This is a genomic window from Streptomyces iconiensis (assembly GCF_028657195.3).
Taxonomy (GTDB): Bacteria; Actinomycetota; Actinomycetes; order Streptomycetales; family Streptomycetaceae; genus Streptomyces; species Streptomyces iconiensis.
Window position 1 is genome coordinate 102959 of the sequence record NZ_JANCPR020000018.1, and the last position, 17018, is coordinate 119976.

Annotated in this window: 14 protein-coding genes; 5 read left to right on the forward strand and 9 right to left on the reverse strand. The window is 70.3% G+C overall.

Going from position 1 to position 17018, the window contains the following annotated elements; all coding sequences use genetic code 11:
- Window positions 1–27 precede the first annotated feature (27 nt).
- A complete protein-coding gene (locus tag NMN56_RS19400) occupies window positions 28–609 on the forward strand; it encodes a hypothetical protein (RefSeq protein WP_274046126.1) in 582 nt (193 codons plus the stop codon).
- A 60-nt stretch (window positions 610–669) separates the two neighbouring features.
- Here NMN56_RS19400 and NMN56_RS19405 read toward each other — a convergent pair whose 3' ends face one another.
- The gene (locus NMN56_RS19405) at window positions 670–1377 is read right to left on the reverse strand and encodes an SDR family NAD(P)-dependent oxidoreductase (RefSeq protein WP_274046127.1); all 708 of its coding nucleotides are present in this window, start codon (window positions 1375–1377) and stop codon (window positions 670–672) included.
- A 181-nt stretch (window positions 1378–1558) separates the two neighbouring features.
- Between NMN56_RS19405 and NMN56_RS19410 the strand changes: the two genes are divergently transcribed.
- The gene (locus tag NMN56_RS19410; protein ID WP_274046128.1) at window positions 1559–2389 is read left to right on the forward strand and encodes a helix-turn-helix transcriptional regulator; all 831 of its coding nucleotides are present in this window, start codon (window positions 1559–1561) and stop codon (window positions 2387–2389) included.
- A gap of 86 nt (window positions 2390–2475) precedes the next feature.
- Here NMN56_RS19410 and NMN56_RS19415 read toward each other — a convergent pair whose 3' ends face one another.
- From NMN56_RS19415 to NMN56_RS19425, 3 genes are all read right to left on the reverse strand, one after another.
- Window positions 2476–3285: an enoyl-CoA hydratase/isomerase family protein gene (locus NMN56_RS19415; protein ID WP_274046129.1), complete on the reverse strand. Its 810-nt coding sequence runs from the start codon at window positions 3283–3285 to the stop codon at window positions 2476–2478.
- Window positions 3282–3710, reverse strand: a complete 429-nt coding sequence (locus tag NMN56_RS19420) for a Zn-ribbon domain-containing OB-fold protein (protein ID WP_274046191.1) — start codon at window positions 3708–3710, stop codon at window positions 3282–3284. The genes NMN56_RS19415 and NMN56_RS19420 overlap by 4 nt, the downstream gene beginning before the upstream one ends.
- Window positions 3711–3806: 96 nt before the next feature.
- Window positions 3807–4946 (reverse strand): lipid-transfer protein, encoded by a 1140-nt coding sequence (locus tag NMN56_RS19425; RefSeq protein WP_274046130.1) that lies wholly within the window; start codon window positions 4944–4946, stop codon window positions 3807–3809.
- Between the two features lie 166 nt (window positions 4947–5112).
- Between NMN56_RS19425 and NMN56_RS19430 the strand changes: the two genes are divergently transcribed.
- Together NMN56_RS19430 and NMN56_RS19435 are read left to right on the forward strand one after the other, a co-directional pair.
- Window positions 5113–6819, forward strand: coding sequence for a fatty acid--CoA ligase family protein (locus tag NMN56_RS19430; RefSeq protein ID WP_274046131.1), 1707 nt, complete (start codon window positions 5113–5115; stop codon window positions 6817–6819).
- A gap of 89 nt (window positions 6820–6908) precedes the next feature.
- Entirely contained in the window at window positions 6909–7328 is a 420-nt protein-coding gene (locus NMN56_RS19435; RefSeq protein ID WP_274046132.1) for a pyridoxamine 5'-phosphate oxidase family protein, read from the forward strand.
- Window positions 7329–8592: 1264 nt separating this feature from the next.
- Here NMN56_RS19435 and NMN56_RS19440 read toward each other — a convergent pair.
- Window positions 8593–8946 carry a hypothetical protein gene (locus tag NMN56_RS19440; protein WP_274046134.1) on the reverse strand — a complete coding sequence of 118 codons (354 nt, stop codon included), beginning with the start codon at window positions 8944–8946 and terminating at the stop codon, window positions 8593–8595.
- A 334-nt stretch (window positions 8947–9280) separates the two neighbouring features.
- On the reverse strand, window positions 9281–12226 hold the full coding sequence (gene afsR, locus NMN56_RS19445; RefSeq protein WP_274046192.1) for an SARP-family global regulator AfsR: 2946 nt from the start codon (window positions 12224–12226) through the stop codon (window positions 9281–9283).
- A gap of 191 nt (window positions 12227–12417) precedes the next feature.
- Between afsR and NMN56_RS19450 the strand changes: the two genes are divergently transcribed.
- Window positions 12418–13650, forward strand: a complete 1233-nt coding sequence (locus NMN56_RS19450; RefSeq protein WP_274046135.1) for an amidohydrolase family protein — start codon at window positions 12418–12420, stop codon at window positions 13648–13650.
- Window positions 13651–13791: 141 nt separating this feature from the next.
- Here the strand turns inward: NMN56_RS19450 and NMN56_RS19455 are convergent, their stop codons facing one another.
- The 3 genes from NMN56_RS19455 to NMN56_RS19465 all read right to left on the reverse strand — a co-directional run bounded on the left by NMN56_RS19455 (window position 13792) and on the right by NMN56_RS19465 (window position 17014).
- On the reverse strand, window positions 13792–15078 hold the full coding sequence (locus tag NMN56_RS19455) for a cytochrome P450 family protein (RefSeq protein ID WP_274046136.1): 1287 nt from the start codon (window positions 15076–15078) through the stop codon (window positions 13792–13794).
- Window positions 15012–16319 (reverse strand): cytochrome P450 family protein, encoded by a 1308-nt coding sequence (locus NMN56_RS19460; RefSeq protein WP_274046137.1) that lies wholly within the window; start codon window positions 16317–16319, stop codon window positions 15012–15014. Before NMN56_RS19460 ends, NMN56_RS19455 begins: the two co-directional genes overlap by 67 nt.
- Before the next feature lie 122 nt (window positions 16320–16441).
- Entirely contained in the window at window positions 16442–17014 is a 573-nt protein-coding gene (locus NMN56_RS19465; RefSeq protein ID WP_274046193.1) for a GTP-binding protein, read from the reverse strand.
- Window positions 17015–17018 lie beyond the last annotated feature (4 nt).

Here is a 17018-nt window from a genome sequence, read left to right on the forward strand (position 1 = left end):
CGATCTGGCCCACGGGGGGACCTCTTCATGATGCGTATGCGCCACATCAAGCTGCTCGCGGCCGTCACGATCGTCCTTGTGACGCTGAGTGGCTTCAGTCCGGCGCGCAGCTCAGGCGGGCGCGGTGGCGGCGGCAAGAGCCACACCAGCGGGGGGAGCGGCGGGGGAGGGTGCAGCAGCGAGAAGTCCAGCAGCCACAGCGGTAGTTCGGACAGCTACGACAGCGACCGTTCCGGCAGTTACGACAGCGGCGAGGGTGACGGGCGCCGGCGTACTCCCCGGTACAACTCCAGCAACGGAGGCACCGGGAGCAACGGTTCCGGCAGCGATGCCTCACGCGGCACCCGTAGCGCTTCCGGATCGCTCATCGAGTGCGCCGCCGCGTCGAAGAGCCGCCCCAGCGCCACCGTACGGGTACGTAACAAAGGCTCCCGCCGTGGGACGTTCACGGTGAAGGTGCGCTTCCGTGACGGTGCGGGAAGCCTTCTGGACAGCGGTTCCGCCGGCGCCACGGTGCGCGGCGGGAGCACGAAGCGGGTGCGGGTCAAGATGAGCGCACCCGAACTGGTCGCACAGGTACGCAGCTGCGAAGTGGAGTACGTGCTCTGACCTCCGCCAGTAGGGCCGCTCTTCCGGCCCGTTGGCCTCGCGTACGGGAGGGCGTCCGCCTCACCAGGGGAGGGCGCCCTCGGCGTCGAAGTAGCCTCCGGTGGGACCCTGGGGCCCCACCTGTGCCATGCGCACGATGATCTCGGCGCCCTGTTCGACGGTCTGGACGCCGGTGTTCCCGTTCAGATCGGTCCTGGTGAAGCCGGGCTCCACCGCGTTGATCCGCAGGCGTGGGAACGCCTTCGCGTACTGGACGGTGAGCACGTTCACCGCGGCCTTCGAGGCGGGGTAGGCGACGCCGGGGTAGGCGTAACCAGGGGTGCCGGGGGTGGTGAGCCCGGTCAGCGAGGCCAGCCCGCTGCTGACGTTGACCACGACGGGGGCCGGTGAGCGTTGCAGCAGCGGGAGGAAGGCGTGGGTGACGCGCACGGTGCCGACGGCGTTCGTCTCGAACGTCTGCCGCATCTGCTCGGCGGTCACCTCGGCCGCGCCGATCACGTTGTTCTCCGCGTCCCGGCCCTCGACACCGGCGTTGTTGATGAGCACGTCCAGCCCTCCGGCGGCCTCGATGGCCTTGGCCGCCGCCTCGACGGACGCGTCGTCGGTGACATCGAGCTGGATGTCCCGCGCACCGAGTCGCTCGGCGGCGCGGCTGCCGCGTTCGGCGTCCCGACTGCCGAGGTAGACGGTGTGGCCCGCCGCGACGAGCCGGCGGGCGGTCTCGAAACCGAGACCCTTGTTTGCACCTGTGATCAGTGTCGTTGTCATGTGTCCACGATGCGCCACTTCCGCACGACCGGCCAGGTGTCCCCTTTTCCTGGGACCGTCAGTACCACGCACCGCCCGTGCCACCACCGCGCGGGCCACCACCGCGCGGGCCACCACCGCGCGTACCGCGAAGGTGCGGGCCGCGCGGTGCGCAGCGCCGTTCGCGGTGCACAGTGGTGTCATGGCGGCAACGGAGTTCGGGTACACGGTGCGGCGCTGGCGTGACCGGGTCTCACCGGAGGCGGCCGGGCTGCCTACGGGTGGACAGCGGCGGGCTGCCGGGCTGCGCCGCGAGGAACTGGCGCTGCTGGCCGGGATCTCCGTCGACTACGTCACCCGCCTCGAACAGGGCCGGGCCGCCCACCCGTCGGAGCAGGTCGTCGAGGCGCTGGCACGGGCGCTGCGGCTGTCGGCCACCGAGCGCGCGCACCTGTTCTCCGTCGCCGGTCTGGTGCCGCCAGGGCGCGGCACGGTGCCGGGCCACATCACCCCTGGCGTGCAGCGGATGCTGGACAGGCTGAACGGGACTCCTGTAGCGGTCTTCGACGCGGCGTGGACGCTGTTGCTCGCCAACCCGCTGTATGTGGCGCTGATGGGCGAGTGGCACGGCAACGAGCGCAACGCGGCATGGCGGACCTTCCTCGGCTCGGGAAGCCGGGTGCGCCACACGCCGGAGTCCCGGCGCGCGATGGAGGCCGCGCAGGTCGCCGAGTTGCGTGCGGCGGTGATCAGCTACCCGGCTGACCAGCGGTTGCGTGCCCTGCTCGCGGAACTGCGTACACAGAGCGCGCGGTTCGCCGAACTGTGGGACGCGGCCGTCGTGGGCCGGCACGAGGCGTCACGCAAGACCGTCGACCACCCGCGGGTGGGTGCCCTGACGCTGGACTGCGACGTGCTCAGTGTCGGGGGCAGCGATCTGCGCATCATGGTCTACACGGCCGAGCCGGGTACCCAGGACGCCGAACGGCTGGCGCTGCTCGCCGTCCTCGGTACCCAACCCATCGCCGGCTAGTCGGCTGGAAGCGCGCTGGACCGCCCCCGGCAGGATCCGGGTACCGGCCTTCCCGGCCGTGGCCCCCACCTCACGGGGCCATACACCTACCGCACCCGCACCTCCCCGCCGGGTCCGGAGCCGCTCGCTCCGGACCCGGCGCGTCCGGGCCGGTCGGCGAAGAGGGCTGCCTGGCGTTCGGGGGAGAGGTTGCCGAGTGCGATGAGGTGCGGTGCCTGGGCCATCGCTTGCGTGCGTGCGGCTTCTTTGGCGGCCCATACGGATCTGACGGTGCCCTGGACGGCCTCGGTCGGATACGAGGCCAGTACGCGGGCGCAGCGCCGCGCGGCGTCCAACGCGCCTCCTGGTGGCGCGAGTTCGGACACGAGTCCGGTCTCGTAGGCGCGGCGGCCCGATATCCGTTCCGCCGTGCCCATCAGCGCCATCCGTGCGACCTCGCCGAACGGCATGCGCTGGGCCATGCCCATGGCCTCATAGGCGCTGACCATCCCGTAGGTCGTGTGCGGATCGAAGAAAGTGGACTCCTCTGTGGCGACGAGAAACTCCGTTTCGCTCAACAAGTAGAAGGCGCCTCCGCACGCCATGCCCTCCACAGCGGCGATCACGGGGACCCACAGGTCGTTGGCCTTGGGGCCGATGGTCAGCAACGGGTCCTCGATGGCGTACGGGGAGTGCGGCTGGGGCACGTCGCCCGCCACTTCCCTGTCGATGCCCGTACAGAAGGCTCTGCCGCCAGCGCCCGTGACGACGGCCGCCCGTACGCCGGGGTCCGTACGGAAGCCGCGCCAGAGTGCCGCGAGGGCGCGTGCGTCGGCGAGGTCGATCGCGTTGTGCTTCTCGGGGCGGTCCAGTACGACCGTCGCGACGCCTTCGACGGTCTCCGAACGGATGCTCATGGCCGCTCCAGCAGCCAGCGCGGCACCGTGGTGCCCTCGTCCGTGTTGTGGAAGGCGACCTTCACTGGTGCGCCGATGCGCAGCTTCGCCGGGTCGACGGAGTTGAGCGCGGCATCGGGTGAGGTGACGAGGTTGCCGACCAGCCGGATGTGGGGTGCCTCGGCCAGCTCGACGACGATCGCGTTGTACGGGGCCAGCTCCGCGTACCCGGGCAGCAGCGGAGGGTGGGGGAAGACGTAGGACCAGATGCGGCCCCGACCGCTCATCCTGCGCCACTCGCTGTCGAAGGACTGGCAGTGCGGGCAGCAGGGGCGCGGGGGAAACCGGAGCGCGTCGCACTGCGTGCATGCCTGTACGCGCAGCTCGCCCTGTGCGGTGTACTCCCAGAAGGGAGCACCGTCGTCGTCGGGCACGGGCGACAGCAGCGCGGCGGCGGGTGCGGCCGGTGCGTTCGGATGCGCATGCGCGTCGGTGTCCGTGTTCACGTCCGTGTTCACGCCTGTGTTCGTGTTCGCCATGGGTCAACTCCTCAGCAGCAGTGCGGAGGTGGGCACGCCCTCGCCCGCCGTGACCAGGCAGGTGGAGGCGTCGGGTACCTGGGCCGTAGAGGTGCCGCGCAGCTGTTTCACGCCCTCGTTGATGAGGTTGAATCCGTGTACGTACGCCTCGCTCAGGCCGCCGCCCGAGGTGTTGAGCGGGAGCCTGCCGCCGATCTCCAGCGCGCCGCCCTCGGTGAAAGCGGCGCCTTCTCCGCGCTCGCAGAAGCCGTAGCCTTCAAGAGAGAGTGGGATGAGTGGGGTGAAAGCGTCGTATATCTGCGCGACATCCACATCCTGTGGACAGAGATCGGCCGTCTTCCAGAGGTGCTGCGCCGCCGTCCACGCCGGGCCCGTGAGCGGATCGTCGTTCCAGTAGTTGACCATTCCGTGGTGCTGGGCGGGCAGGCCCTGCGCCGCCGCGTGGACATAGACGGGTTTCTGGCGGCAGTCGCGTGCGCGGTCGGCCGAGACGATGACGCAGGCGAGGGCGCCGTCGGTCTCCAGGCAGTTGTCGAAGAGGCAGAGCGGGTCGCTGATCCAGCGGGCGGTCATGTACATCTCGCGGGTCAGCGGGCGCTCGTACATCATGGCCGCGGGATTCTGGTTGGCGCGGTTGCGGCACGCCAGCGCGACGTTGAACAGGTGGTCGCGGGTCGCGCCGTACTCGTGCATGTAGCGCCGCGCGAGCATGCCGATCTCGTCGGCGGGGCGCAGCAGCCCGAAAGGGCGCGTCCACTGTGCCGGGGTGGGGAGTTGAACGCTGGTGTTCTTCCAGGGGCGGGCGCCCGAGCCCCGTTTGCGTGAGCGCCAGGCGACGCCCACGGTTGCCTGTCCCGTGGCGACGGCGGCAGCGAGATGCGCGACGGTGGCGCACGAACCGCCGCCGCCGTAGCCGACCTTGGAGAAGAAGGTGACGTCGCCGGCGCCGATGGACTTGGCGACCTCGACCTCGTCGGTCTCCTCCATTGTGTACGAGGCGAAGGCGTCCACCTCTGAGGGAGCGATACCCGCGTCGTCCAGCGCCCGCAGGATGGCGCGGCAGGCGAGTGCCTTCTCGGATTCGGGGAGCCGCTTGGCGAACGGCGTCTGGCCTATGCCGACGATCGCCGTGGCGTCCTTCATGGCCACCTCCGGGTCTGTTCCGTTGCTGACAGGGGAGGAGGCTACAGCTAATCTGACGGGTAGTCAGCTAGTGCGGGTCCGGCGGCGAGCGAGAACGTCCCTGTCACACAGGCGCGTTGCCGCGGGTCATATAGGTGTAGCCAGCGGTTCAGAAGGAGGGCGCGTGGTGAGTGGTACGGAGACTTCTCCCGGACACGGGACCATTCCCGGACTCGTACGAGCCGCGGCCGAGCGGTACGGCGCCCGCGAGGCCGTTGTCGAAGGGCGCACACGGATCAGCTATGCCGAGCTGGGCGAACGCGTCGAACGGGCCGCTGCCGCCTGCCTCGCCTCGGGGGTCGAGCCCGGTGACCGGGTCGGCATCTGGGCACCCAACACCCTGGACTGGATCGTCTCCGCGCTCGGCGCCGTCACGGCCGGCGGCGTTCTCGTGCCGCTCAACACCCGCTTCAAGGGCGCGGAGGCGGCCTACGTCCTCGAACGCACCCGCGCCAAGCTGCTGTTCGTGACCGGCACCTTCCTCGGTACCTCCTACGTCGCCTCACTGCGCCGCGCGACGGCCGAGGGACCCGGAGAGACCGCCGGTGCGGAGAGCGGGGAAGGGGGCACCTCGCGGCCCGGTGCTGCCCGGCCGGGGCCTGCCGGGAGAGGACCGCTGCCCGGACTGCCGCATCTGCGCGAGGTGGTGGTGCTGGCCGAGGACGCGCCGGCGGACTTCAGCTCCTGGAGCCGCTTCCTGGCGCGCGGCGAGGGTGTATCGCAGGAGGCAGTCCGCGAACGTGCCGCGCTCATCGGCCCGGCCTCACCCTCCGACATCACCTTCACCTCGGGCACCACGGGCCACCCCAAGGGTGCGGTCGTCACCCATGAGCAGACCCTGCGCGTCTACGCGGTGTGGAGCGAGATCGCGGGGCTGGAAGAGGGCGACCGCTACCTCATCGTGAACCCGTTCTTCCACACCTTCGGATACAAGGCCGGAGTGATCGCCTGCCTGATGCGGGGCGCGACGATGATTCCGCAGCCGGTCTTCAGCGTGGAGACCGCGCTCGCGCACATCGCCACCGAGCGCATCAGCGTGCTCCCAGGACCACCCACCCTGCACCAGGCGATCCTGGACCACCCAGCACGCCACAAGCACGACCTGTCCGCGCTGCGCCTGGTCGTGACCGGCGCGGCCGTCGTACCCCTGGAACTGGTCGAACGGCTGCGCGCCGAGCTGAAGGTGGGCACCGTGCTCACCGCGTACGGACTGACCGAGGCGTCCGGCACCGTCACCATGTGCCGCAGAGGCGACCCGGCCGAGGTCATCGCGGGCACCTCCGGACGCGCGATACCGGAGACCGAGGTGTGCGTCGTCGCCTCGACCGGAGCGGTCCAGCCGCCCGGCGAGCCGGGCGAGGTGCTTGTGCGGGGGTATCACGTGATGTCCGGGTACTTCGAGGAACCGCAGGAGACGGCCAGGGCCATCACGCCCGACGGCTGGCTGCGCACGGGAGACGTCGGCGTCATGGACGCCGACGGCAATCTGCGGATCACCGACCGGATCAAGGACATGTTCATCGTCGGCGGCTTCAACGCGTATCCCGCCGAGATCGAGCAACTCCTCGTCCGCCACCCGGACATCGCCGACGTCGCCGTCGTCGGCATACCGGACACGAGACTGGGCGAGGCAGGCAAGGCGTTCGCCGTACGGCACAAGGGCGCCACCGTCACGGCCGACGAACTGATCGCCTGGTCCCGCCGCGAGATGGCCAACTACAAGGTGCCCAGGGAGGTCGAGTTCGTGTCCGAACTGCCCAGGAACGCGAGTGGGAAGGTGCTGAAGACACGCCTGCGGGGCACGCGGACTGCACCGGCGGGTGCGGGCGGGTGACCCCGGCCGTCGGAATACCCGGTGAGGTGGGGCGCGTTGGGTGCAGCACGGAAACAACACGCCTGCCCTACCGCTGAGGAGCTCACGCCATGGCCCTGACCCCGGAAGAGCGCGAAAGATTTCTGTCCGAACCGCGCATCGGCGCGCTGGCCGTCGGGCGAGGTGAGAAGCGTGGGCCCCTCAACGTCCCCATCTGGTACCAGTACGAGCCTGGCGGCGAGCTGTGGGTCCTCACCGCTCGTGACTCGGTCAAGGCACGTGAGATCGCTCGGGCCGGACGCTTCACGATCCTCGCCGAACGCCTCGACCCCACGGTCCGTTACGCCTCGGCCGAGGGCCCCGTCATCACCACGACCACCACGACGGAGGCAGAACTCCGCGAGATGACCGCACGCTACCTGCGCCCCGACCGCGTCGACGCCTACGTGGCGGAGGGCTCGGCGGAAAAGAACGTGACCATCCGCATGCGCCCCGAACACTGGCTGGCCGCCGACCTCGGCGCCATCTGAGGATCCGCCGGACCCGGGCGGGCCCGGACCTGGGCGGGCCCCGACTCGCACAGGCCCTACCTGCACGGGCCCCGACCTGGGCGGGCCCTGACTCGCACAGGCCCTACCCGCACGGGCCCGGACCTGGGCGGAGTCCACAGGCGGACACGGGCGGACACGGGCGGACACGGAGCCGCACGGGCCTGCCCCAACCCGCACGGGCCTGCCCCAGCCCGGGGGGCCTGCCCAACCCGGGCGGGTGCCCCAACCCGTACGGACCCGGGCAGGCGCCCCAACCCGCATGGGCCCGGACGAGCCCGGACCCGTACAGGCGGATGTGGGCGACCCATTCGGTTCGGTCCCCGGTGTGAGCGGTGGCGCGAATGGCGAAGAGGGCCTCTCCGTCTCGGGGGAGGCCCTCTCCGGTTCCGGTTCCGACGCTGGTGCCGTTGCCGGTGGTGGTTCGTGTGGTGAGATCCGGCGGTGGGGTCCTCCGGTGCTAACTGGAGTGTCGGTTGTCGATGCCCACGGTGCTGCTACTGATGTGGTGGTTGCCACCGACGACGCCCGAGCTGTGTCGGCTGTCGGTGTCCACGGCAGTCTGGGAGGTTGCCGAGGACCCCCCGTCGCTGGTGAGCGCGAGTGCAGGACTGGCCATGGCGCTGAACACACCCAGGGTGAGAGCGCAGGTGGCGACTATCTTCTTCGAGCGGGTCACGACAACTCCTCTATGGGGGACTGCGAACCGTGATTCCTTTGTTACGCTACGACGCCGTTGGGGGACCGAAAATGATCGGTTCCTTTCGTTGGCCTGGAACAGGCGGCGAAGGGCCGATTCCGGCCGGGCTACCCCTGGCGAGGCGGCCTTATTGGTTGAAGCGTTCATATCGTTCATATCGACGAAGGCCGCTGTCGACGGCTCCCCCTCTGTGCCGTCGACAGCGGCCCACGTGTCCCCCGTCGGCCTGATGTCAGGTCGCGGCTTCCCCCGTTGCTACCCCGTTGTTCCCGTTGTTCCGTTCCCCCGCCGGCGGGGCCCTTGTCCCCCGTAGGCCCCGCCGCTTCCCCCCCGTTGTGCCGTTCCCCCGTGAGCCCTGTTCCCCCGTGGGCTCCCGCTTTCCCCCGTAGGGCCCGCTTCCCCCGTGGACCCTCATTTCCCCCTAGGGCCCCGCTTCCCCCGTAGGGCCCCGGTCCCCCGTGGGGCCCTGTCCCCCCGGGGCCCCGTCGTTCCCCCGTACTTCCCGGGCTTCCGAACCCCCCAGTCCGGCCGCCTGAGCGGGAAGGATCAGGAGGCGTGGCGGCTTGTGGTGCCGATGTCGCTGTTGGACTCCTCGGCTTCCTTGGCCACGCCGTTCGCCTCGGCCGGGTGCTGCTCCTTGGCCTCGGCATCCGACGCGTGCCGGCTGTCGGTGCCCACGTCCGAGGCGTGGCGGCTCTCGGTCCCGACGTCCGAGGCGTGGCGGCTCTCGGTCCCGACGTCCGAGGCGTGGCGGCTCTCGGTTTCCACATCAGAGGCGTGCCGACTCGTGGTGCCGACGTCCGACGCATGGCGGCTCTTGATGCCGATGTCAGATGCGTGCCGGCTCTGAGTGGTCAGCTCGTCGTCGACGGTCACGGTCTTCTGTTCGTGGGTTCCCATGGTGGCTGTCTCCTCTTCTGTGGGTTTGACGGTGCCCGTCCAGCGGCTCCCCCGTGGGCCGCCGGACGGGCGTGCGATGGCCGCCTGCCATGGGCGAGGTAGCGGCCTTTCCCCCATCGATCCGCCTGCCCCCCGACGCGCCGGATCGATGTGATTGAGCATGGACCGCGGTGATAAACGATTGATGAACGTCCGCTTGCATCGCACCCTGTACGGCGAGCGAGGCTTTCCGCCACGGAAGGAAACCCTCCACCGTGCGGCGAGCAGCGCTCCCTCCAGGATGGGCAACGCTCCCACGGCGAGCGGCGCTCCCTGCCCCGTGGGCGAGGCTGCCCTACACGGCGAGCGAGGGTGCGAGCAGAGCCCGGACCTCACTGGCCTCCGGGGCGTCGATCTGGTCGAAGATGGTGAGCGCCTCTTGCCAGCAGGCGCGTGCGCGGTCCGTCTGGCCCAGCGCCGTGAGGGACTTGCCCAGCACGACGAGCACGGTGCCGCGGCGCCACTCGCCGCCGATACCGCGCAGCGCCAGTGCCTGTTCGGCCTGGCTGGCCGCCATCCCGGGCTTGTCGGCCGCGAGATAGACCTGCGCGAGCCTGAAATGGACGGTGCCCTCCCACAGGTGCTGCCTGCTGCGGCGGAAGATGGCGAGGGATTCGGTGAACCGCTCCTCGGCCTCGTCCAGCCTGCCCGCCGCTGTGAGCACGGTGCCGAGCGCGTACAGCCCGTTCGCCAGCCGCATGGAGACCTCCAGCTGGCGGTAGATGGACACGGCCTGCGAGGCCAGCTCCACGGCACTCTCGTGGCGGCCGAGGCCGACGTGGGAGCGCGCCAGGTTGCTCAGCGCGCTCGCCTCGGAGGGGCCGTTGTCATACGCGCGGAAGGCCGTGACGGCCTGGCTCAGATATTCCTCGGCGTCGGCCCAGCGGCTCTGGTAGATCGCGACGATGCCCCGGTCGTTGAGCGCGTAGGAAGCGGCGATGGGGTCGTCGGCCGCGCGGGCCAGAATCATCGCCCTGCGGGCTTCCTCGTCCGCGTCGTCGAAGCTGCCGGTGGTGAAGTGCAGCCCGGTGCGCACCGAACGGGCCCGTGCCTCGGCCTGGAGGTCACCGGCCTCGTTCGCTGCCTCTTCCAGGAGCGTGGCCACCTGCTCGAACTGCCGGACGTTGACGCCGGCTTCGGCCAGATCGATCGTCGCCATGAGCAGGTCAACCGCACGACGCAAAGTGGAGCCCTGGGCGAGCTGACGAGCGGTCGCGAGATAGCTTCCGGTCTCCGTGAAGTGCCAGTTGACAGCGTCCGCGTGGCTCTCGAACGTCAGCCCCGGGTGGTCGGTCGGCGTCAGGTGCTCCACCAGGCGCTCTCCCGGCTGGTCCATGGAGTGCACCGTTGCGGCCGTTGCCAGGTAGAAGTCGAGGAGGCGCGAGAGTGCCGCGTCGCGTTCGCTGGGCGGTTGTTCGTCGCGTTCGGCGCAGGCGCGTGCGAAGAGGCGTACGAGGTCGTGGAGGCGGTAGCGGCCGGGTGCGGCCGATTCCAGCAGGGAGGTGTCGACGAGGGATTCGAGCAGGTCCTCGGCGTCCTCGGCGCTCAGGTCGAGCATCGCTGCCGCGGCCCGCAGGGAGATGTCGGGGCCCTCGACCAGGCCCAGCAGGCGGAAGGCGCGGGCCTGTTGGGCGTCGAGCTGGCCGTAGCCGAGTTCGAAGGTGGCGGCGACGGCCTGGTCGCCGGCCTGCAGTTCGTCCAGCCTGCGGCGCTCGTCACCGAGCTTGCGGGCCAGTACGGAGACCGTCCAGGTGCGCCGGGCCGCCAGCCGCGCCGCCGCGATACGGATGGCGAGGGGCAGGAAGCCGCAGGCGGCGACGACGTCCATGGCGGCTTCGCGTTCGGCGGCGACGCGCTCTTCGCCGACGATGCGGGTGAAGAGGGTCATGGCCTCTTCGGGGCTCATCACGTCCAGGTCGACCAGGTGGGCGCCGGCCAGGTCGATCATGCGGGTGCGGCTGGTGACCAGGGCTGCGCAGCCGGCGGTGCCGGGCAGCAGGGGGCGTACCTGGGCGGCGTCGCGTGCGTTGTCGAGCAGGGCCAGCACGCGGCGGCCGGCCAGGAGGGAGCGGAAGAGCGCTGAGCGTTCTTCGACGCCGTCCGGAATGGCTGAATCAGGTGTTCCCAGGGCGCGCAGGAAGGACCCGAGTACGGATTCCGGGTCGGCCGGTGAGGATCCGGCGCCCTGCAGGTCGACGTAGAGCTGTCCGTCGGGGAAGCGGTCGGCCGCCGCGTGTGCCACGTGGATGGCCAGTGTCGTCTTGCCCACTCCGCCGATGCCCGCGACGGCGGAGACGGCCATGACGGTGCCGTCGGCCTGCGCGAGCTGGTCGCCCAGTTCGGCGACGAAGGAGGCCCGGCCGGTGAAGTCGGCCACGGTGGCCGGAAGTTGTGCCGGGCGGGTGACCGTCTGGACGGCCGCAGCCGAGGGCTCGTCGGCCTGGTAGGTCAGTTCGTCGTCCGCTTCCAGGATGCGCTGCTGGAGTTCGGACAGCTCCTGGCGGGGATCGACGCCCAGTTCCTCGGCGAGCAGGCGCCGGGTGTCGGCGTAGACGGCCAGCGCCTCGGCCTGCCGCCCGCTGCGGTACAGCGCGAGCATCAGCAGCTCGCGCAACCGCTCCCGCAGAGGGTGCGCAGCGGTGAGTGCCGTCAGTTCGCTGACCGCCTCCGCGTGGCAGCCGACCTGCAGGTCCAGGTCCAGGCGGTGTTCGAGGAGGCCGAGCCGCCACTCCTCCAGGCGCGTGCGCTGCGTCTCCGCGTACGGTCCCGGCACATGGGCCAGCGGCTCGCCCTCCCATTGGGCCAGCGCCGCTGTGTACTGCTCGCGCGCTGCGGCGCGGTCGCCGCCGGAGGCCGCCTTTTCGGCGTGCATGGCCAAATCGTGTGCGGTGTCCAGGTCGAGAAGGGCCTCGGGGCCCGTCCGCATCGCGTAGCCGCCGGACTCGCTCACAAGGAGTTCAGCGTGGCTGCCCAGTGCCTTGCGTATGCGGGAGGCGTAGGTACGCAGCGCCGCCTTCGCCTGCTCCGGTGGCTCCTCGCCCCAGATCGCGTCGATCAGTTCCTCGGCTGTCGCGGTGTGTCCGCTGCGTAGCAGCAGCGCTGCGAGCAGCGCTTTCTGCTGAGGTGAGCCCATGGGAAGCGGCTGTTGGCCGCGCCATGCGCGCACGGGACCGAGCACCGCGAAGCGAAGCTGGTGATCCCGGTGCTCCGTTTCGCGTTCGGTGAGGTCCTCGGCGCCCATTGGTGCCCCCTGCATTCTGCGCTCCACTGCCGCAGGGTCAGTCTGCCTTGTCCGTGGCATGTACGTCAGCTCGGGTACCGGCCTCTCTACCATCCCTTCGAAATTCCTCGCCCGTTGAGGGCGCTCCGGGGTGTTGAACGGCGTGCACGGTGCCCGCCAGATAGCTGACGGATCGTCAGATCGGCGCTACCGTGGAGCACATGGAGACCTTCCCGAAGATCATCTCGGTGGACGACCACACGGTCGAACCTCCCCACGTCTGGCGGGACAGGATCCCGTCGAAGTACCAGGACACCGCACCCCGTATCGTTCGCGCGCCACTGAAGGAAATGACCTTCGTCGGCGGCAAGTTCGCGCCGAAGATGGGCGAACCGGGCGATGACGGACCCATAGCCGACTGGTGGGTGTACGAGGACCTGCACCGCCCCCTCACCCGGCTCGACACCGCCGTCGGCTACTCCAGGGACGAGGTGAAGCTGGAGGCCATCACCTACGAGCAGATGCGCCCCGGCTCCTACAGCGTCCCCGAGCGGCTCGCTGACATGGACGTCAACCACGTCCAGTCCGCGCTCTGCTTCCCCACCTTCCCCCGCTTCTGCGGCCAGACCTTCACCGAGGCCAAGGACCGCGAGCTGGGCCTTCTCGGAGTGCGCGCCTACAACGACTGGATGGTGGAGGAGTGGTGCGGCCCCGAGGCGCACGGCCGCCTCATCCCGCTCACCCTCGTGCCCCTGTGGGACGCCGAACTGGCGGCCCAGGAGGTACGGCGCAACGCCGCACGCGGCGTACGGGCCGTCTGCTTCTCCGAGATACCCCCGCACCTGGGGCTGCCGTCCATCCACGGCGACGAGTGGGACCCCTTCCTGCGTGCCTGCGACGAGACCGGCACCGTCATCGCCATGCACATCGGCTCCTCCAGCAGGATGCCGTCCACCTCGGCCGACGCGCCGCCCGCCGTCGGCTCCACCATCACCTTCGCCAACTGCTGTTTCTCGATGGTCGACTGGCTGATGAGCGGCAAGTTCGACCGCTTCCCCAACCTGAAGATCATGTACGCCGAGGGCCAGATCGGCTGGATCCCCTACATCCTGGAGCGTGCCGACGTCGTCTGGGAGGAGAACAGGGGCTGGGGCGGCGTCGCCGACAAGGTGCTCCAGCCGCCCTCGCAGCTCTTCGCCGACCACGTGTACGGCTGCTTCTTCGACGACGCGTTCGGGCTGAAGAACGTCGACGCCATCGGCGTACCCAACGTCCTCTACGAGACCGACTACCCGCACTCCGACTCCACCTGGCCCAAGTCCAAGGAGGTCGGCGAGGCGCAGATGGGTCACCTGCCGGCCGACCTCGTCGAACGCATCGTGCGCGGCAACGCCATCGACCTGCTCGGGCTCACACCGGAAGGGCTGTGGGCGGGGGCGGCCTGAACGGACCGCGGGGCCACTCTCGCACGGAACATCCCGCACATATCCCGCACGGACGCCGGGGGGCGGGGACCGGTGAGGTCCCCGCCCCCCGGCGTCCGCCGTCGGGCCCGAACGCCGTCGGGCCCGAACGCCCGTGCCCGCTCAGCCGTGCAACAGGACCGGCACCCTGGCGTGCCCGAACGCGATGCACGAGGGCACCTGTGCGATCTCGGATTCGGGCACCGCGAGGCGCAGGTTCGGGAAGCGCGCGAAGAGCGCGGGCAGCGCCGTACGTGCCTCCATGCGCGCGAGCGGAGCGCCCATGCAGAAGTGCACGCCGTGTCCGAAGGACAGGTGCTCGCCGTGCTCGCGCAGGAGGTCGAAGCTGTCAGCCGTCGGGCCGTACTTCTCCGGGTCGCGGTTGGCCGCCGCGATCGTGGTGAGGATGGCGTCGCCCTGCCGGATCATGGTGCCGTCCGCCAGTCCGATGTCGTCAACGGCGAAGCGCAGCGGCAGGTTGGAGATGCTGGGCGCCCAGCGCAGCGTCTCCTCGATCACGTCGTCCCAGGTCGCCGTCCCCTCCCTGACCAGCTTCATCTGGTCGGGGTGTGTGAGCAGCGCGTGGACCGCGTTGCCGATCAGGTTGACGGTGGTCTCGTGCCCTGCGCCGATCATCAGCAGCAGGGTGTCCAGCAGTTCCTTCTCGTTGAGGGTGCCGCCCTCGTCGTCACGGGCGGAGACCAGCACGCTGGTCAGGTCCTCGCCGGGCTCGCGCCGCTTGGACTCGGCCAGGGCCCCGAAGGCGGCCTGCATGTCCACCGCCGTACGCGCCGCCTCCTCGGGCGTGAGGGTGGTGTCCATGATCAGGTCCATCAGCCGCTTCATCTCCGGCCGCTGGTCGTCGGGGACGCCGAACAGCTCGCAGATGACCAGCATCGGCAGCGGGTGCGAGAACGAGGAACGCAGGTCGAGCGGTGCGCCGCCGGCCGTGCCCGTGCCGGTGTCTGTGCCGGTGTCTGTGCCCGCCTCTGTGCCCGCGTCTGTGTCTGTGACGGACCGTTCCATCGCGTCGAGCAGCTCCGTCGTGATCCGTTCGACGCGCGGCAGCATCGCCGCGGTGCGACGCGCTGTGAAGGCGGGGGCCACCAGCTTCCGGAGCCGCTTGTGGTCGTCCCCGTAGGAGCTGAGCATGTTGGTGACGCCGACCCAGGTGCGTATCCAGCTCTCCTGGAACTCGCCGCGCTGCCAGGCGGGCCAGTGCCGCCGGGGGTCCTTGGAGACGCGGGGGTCGCGCAGCAGGCCCTTGAGCACCTCGAACTCGCTGATGTGCCAGGTGCGGATTCCGGCAGGCAGTTCGACGAGGGTCGCGCTGCCGCGCTCTCTCAGCTCCCGTGCCTCGCCGTGGATGTCGCGGCCGAGCGGGTCGAGGGCGACCGGCGGCTGTTCCATGGGATCTCTCCTGTTCGTCCGTGGGTGATCGGAGTGAACCGGGCGGGAAGCCTCTCCAGCGCGCGCTGGAACGGACCGTGCCGGTACGTCAGTTCGTTCGGCGACACCATGGGTTCGAGGTCGGACAGCCAGGCGGTGAGCCGTTCGATCGCGGTGGTCGCGATGAGCATCGCGGGCTGCTGAACGGGGCAGGCGTGCGGTCCGGCGGCCCAGGCGAGGTGCGCGCCCTTGCCGGAGCTGGTGACGCCCGCGCGCTCGCCGGGCCGGGTACGGCCCCCCTGGGTGCTGGCCGCGGCGTACGAGACGAGCACGAGCTGGCCCGCGCGCAGCCACACCCCGTGGAAGTAGACGTCCCGCTTGGGGTAGTGCGCGGAGTAGTTGGCCATCGGCGGGTCGTTCTGCAGCACGTCGTGCAGCGCGTCGCGGGGTGTCAGGGCGCCGCCCGAGAGGGTGCTGTAGTACCGGTCGTCGGCGAGCATGCGGTTGAGCGCGTTGCCGATGAGGTTGGCCATCGGCTCGTACCCGGCGGCCATCGTCACCACGATCTGGTGGATGACCTCCTCCTCGGTCAGCCCCTCGGGGTGATCCATGAACCAGGAGGTCAGGTCGGGGCCGCGCCGCTGCTTCTTGGTCTCCGTCAGCTCCCCGATGTAGCGCGTATAGGCCGCGTCGGCCGCCTCCGCCTCCTCCGGGGTCTTGCTGTCGAACATGCCCGCGATGCCCGCGATGAGCAGGTCGCCCTTGGCGTCGGACAGCCCGAAGACCCGGTTGAAGAGCAGCAGGGGCAGCAGCCGCGCGTACTGGCCCACCAGATCGACCTGTCCGTCCTGGCCGAAGCGCGCGATGAGGGTGTCGGCGACCTCCTTCACATGGCGGCGCAGCTCGTGCGGTTCGAGCCGCGCGAAGCTGTCGGTGATCACGCGGCGGTAGCGGTCGTGGACCTCCCCGTCGGTGAACAGCGCGTTGGGCCTGCCCCGCAGCATCGGCATCACGGCCGAGTCCTCCGGCACGCTGTCCATCCAGACGGTGGCGTCCTTGGACCATGTGACCGGGTCGTGGAGCAGGTCGAGCGCCGCGCGGTAGTCGGTCACCAGCATGGCGCCCACTCCGGGCGAGATCTCGACGGGCGCGAGGTCGCCGTACTCGCGCAGCCTCTCGTAGACCGCGTACGGGTCGGCGGCGAACTCCGCGCCGTACAGCGGGACGACGTCGTGGCCCGGCTCGACCAGCGGCGGGGGCATGGGGCCGGTCCCGGATCCGGGAACGGGCCCGGGACCGAAATCGGGGCCAGGGCCGGGGCAGGTTCCGGCGCCCGCCGGACCTGCCGGAGGTGTGGGCCCGTGTCCTGGGGCGGCGGGGGCGCTCACGCTGACTCCTGGGGCATGCGGTCGAGGACGTGGCCGACGAGGGCGATGAGCGCGTCGGCCGCCTGGTCGCGGTTGCGCGCGTCGCACAGCACGAGCGGTGTCTCCGGGTGGAGGTCGAGATGGTCGCGGAGGGTGTCGGGGTGGTGTGCGGGCGAGTCGGGGAACGAGTTGACCGCCACGGCGTACCGCAGCCCGGCCTCCTCGATCATGTCCATCACCTCGAACGAGTCGGCGAGGCGGCGGGTGTCGGCGAGCACCAGCGCGCCCAGCGCGCCCCGCGCGATGTCCTGCCACAGGGGGCGGAAGCGCCGCTGGCCCGGTGTGCCGAACATGTAGAGGACCAGATCGCCGGGGAGAGTGAGCCGCCCGAAGTCGATGGCGACGGTGGTCGTGGACTTGTCCCGGACACCGGCCAGATCGTCAACGAGCGCCCCGCTGCGGGTCATCACCTCCTCGGTGTGCAGGGGAGCGGTCTCCGACAGGGAGCGGATGAAGGTGGTCTTGCCCACCCCGAACGGCCCCGCGACCAGCAGTTTCACCAAAGTCTGGGCGTTCTCGCCCAGATACATGGAG

Bases quoted from the DNA above. Each gene is read 5' to 3' on its own strand.
- NMN56_RS19435 (WP_274046132.1), top strand. From the start codon at position 6,909: ATGGCCCTGACCCCGGAAGAGCGCGAAAGATTTCTGTCCGAACCGCGC.
- afsR (WP_274046192.1), bottom strand. From the start codon at position 12,226: ATGGGCGCCGAGGACCTCACCGAACGCGAAACGGAGCACCGGGATCAC.
- NMN56_RS19440 (WP_274046134.1), bottom strand. From the start codon at position 8,946: ATGGGAACCCACGAACAGAAGACCGTGACCGTCGACGACGAGCTGACC.
- NMN56_RS19455 (WP_274046136.1), bottom strand. From the start codon at position 15,078: ATGGAACAGCCGCCGGTCGCCCTCGACCCGCTCGGCCGCGACATCCAC.
- NMN56_RS19465 (WP_274046193.1), bottom strand. From the start codon at position 17,014: ATGTATCTGGGCGAGAACGCCCAGACTTTGGTGAAACTGCTGGTCGCG.
- NMN56_RS19405 (WP_274046127.1), bottom strand. From the start codon at position 1,377: ATGACAACGACACTGATCACAGGTGCAAACAAGGGTCTCGGTTTCGAG.
- NMN56_RS19460 (WP_274046137.1), bottom strand. From the start codon at position 16,319: ATGCCCCCGCCGCTGGTCGAGCCGGGCCACGACGTCGTCCCGCTGTAC.
- NMN56_RS19400 (WP_274046126.1), top strand. From the start codon at position 28: ATGATGCGTATGCGCCACATCAAGCTGCTCGCGGCCGTCACGATCGTC.
- NMN56_RS19415 (WP_274046129.1), bottom strand. From the start codon at position 3,285: ATGAGCATCCGTTCGGAGACCGTCGAAGGCGTCGCGACGGTCGTACTG.
- NMN56_RS19410 (WP_274046128.1), top strand. From the start codon at position 1,559: ATGGCGGCAACGGAGTTCGGGTACACGGTGCGGCGCTGGCGTGACCGG.
- NMN56_RS19425 (WP_274046130.1), bottom strand. From the start codon at position 4,946: ATGAAGGACGCCACGGCGATCGTCGGCATAGGCCAGACGCCGTTCGCC.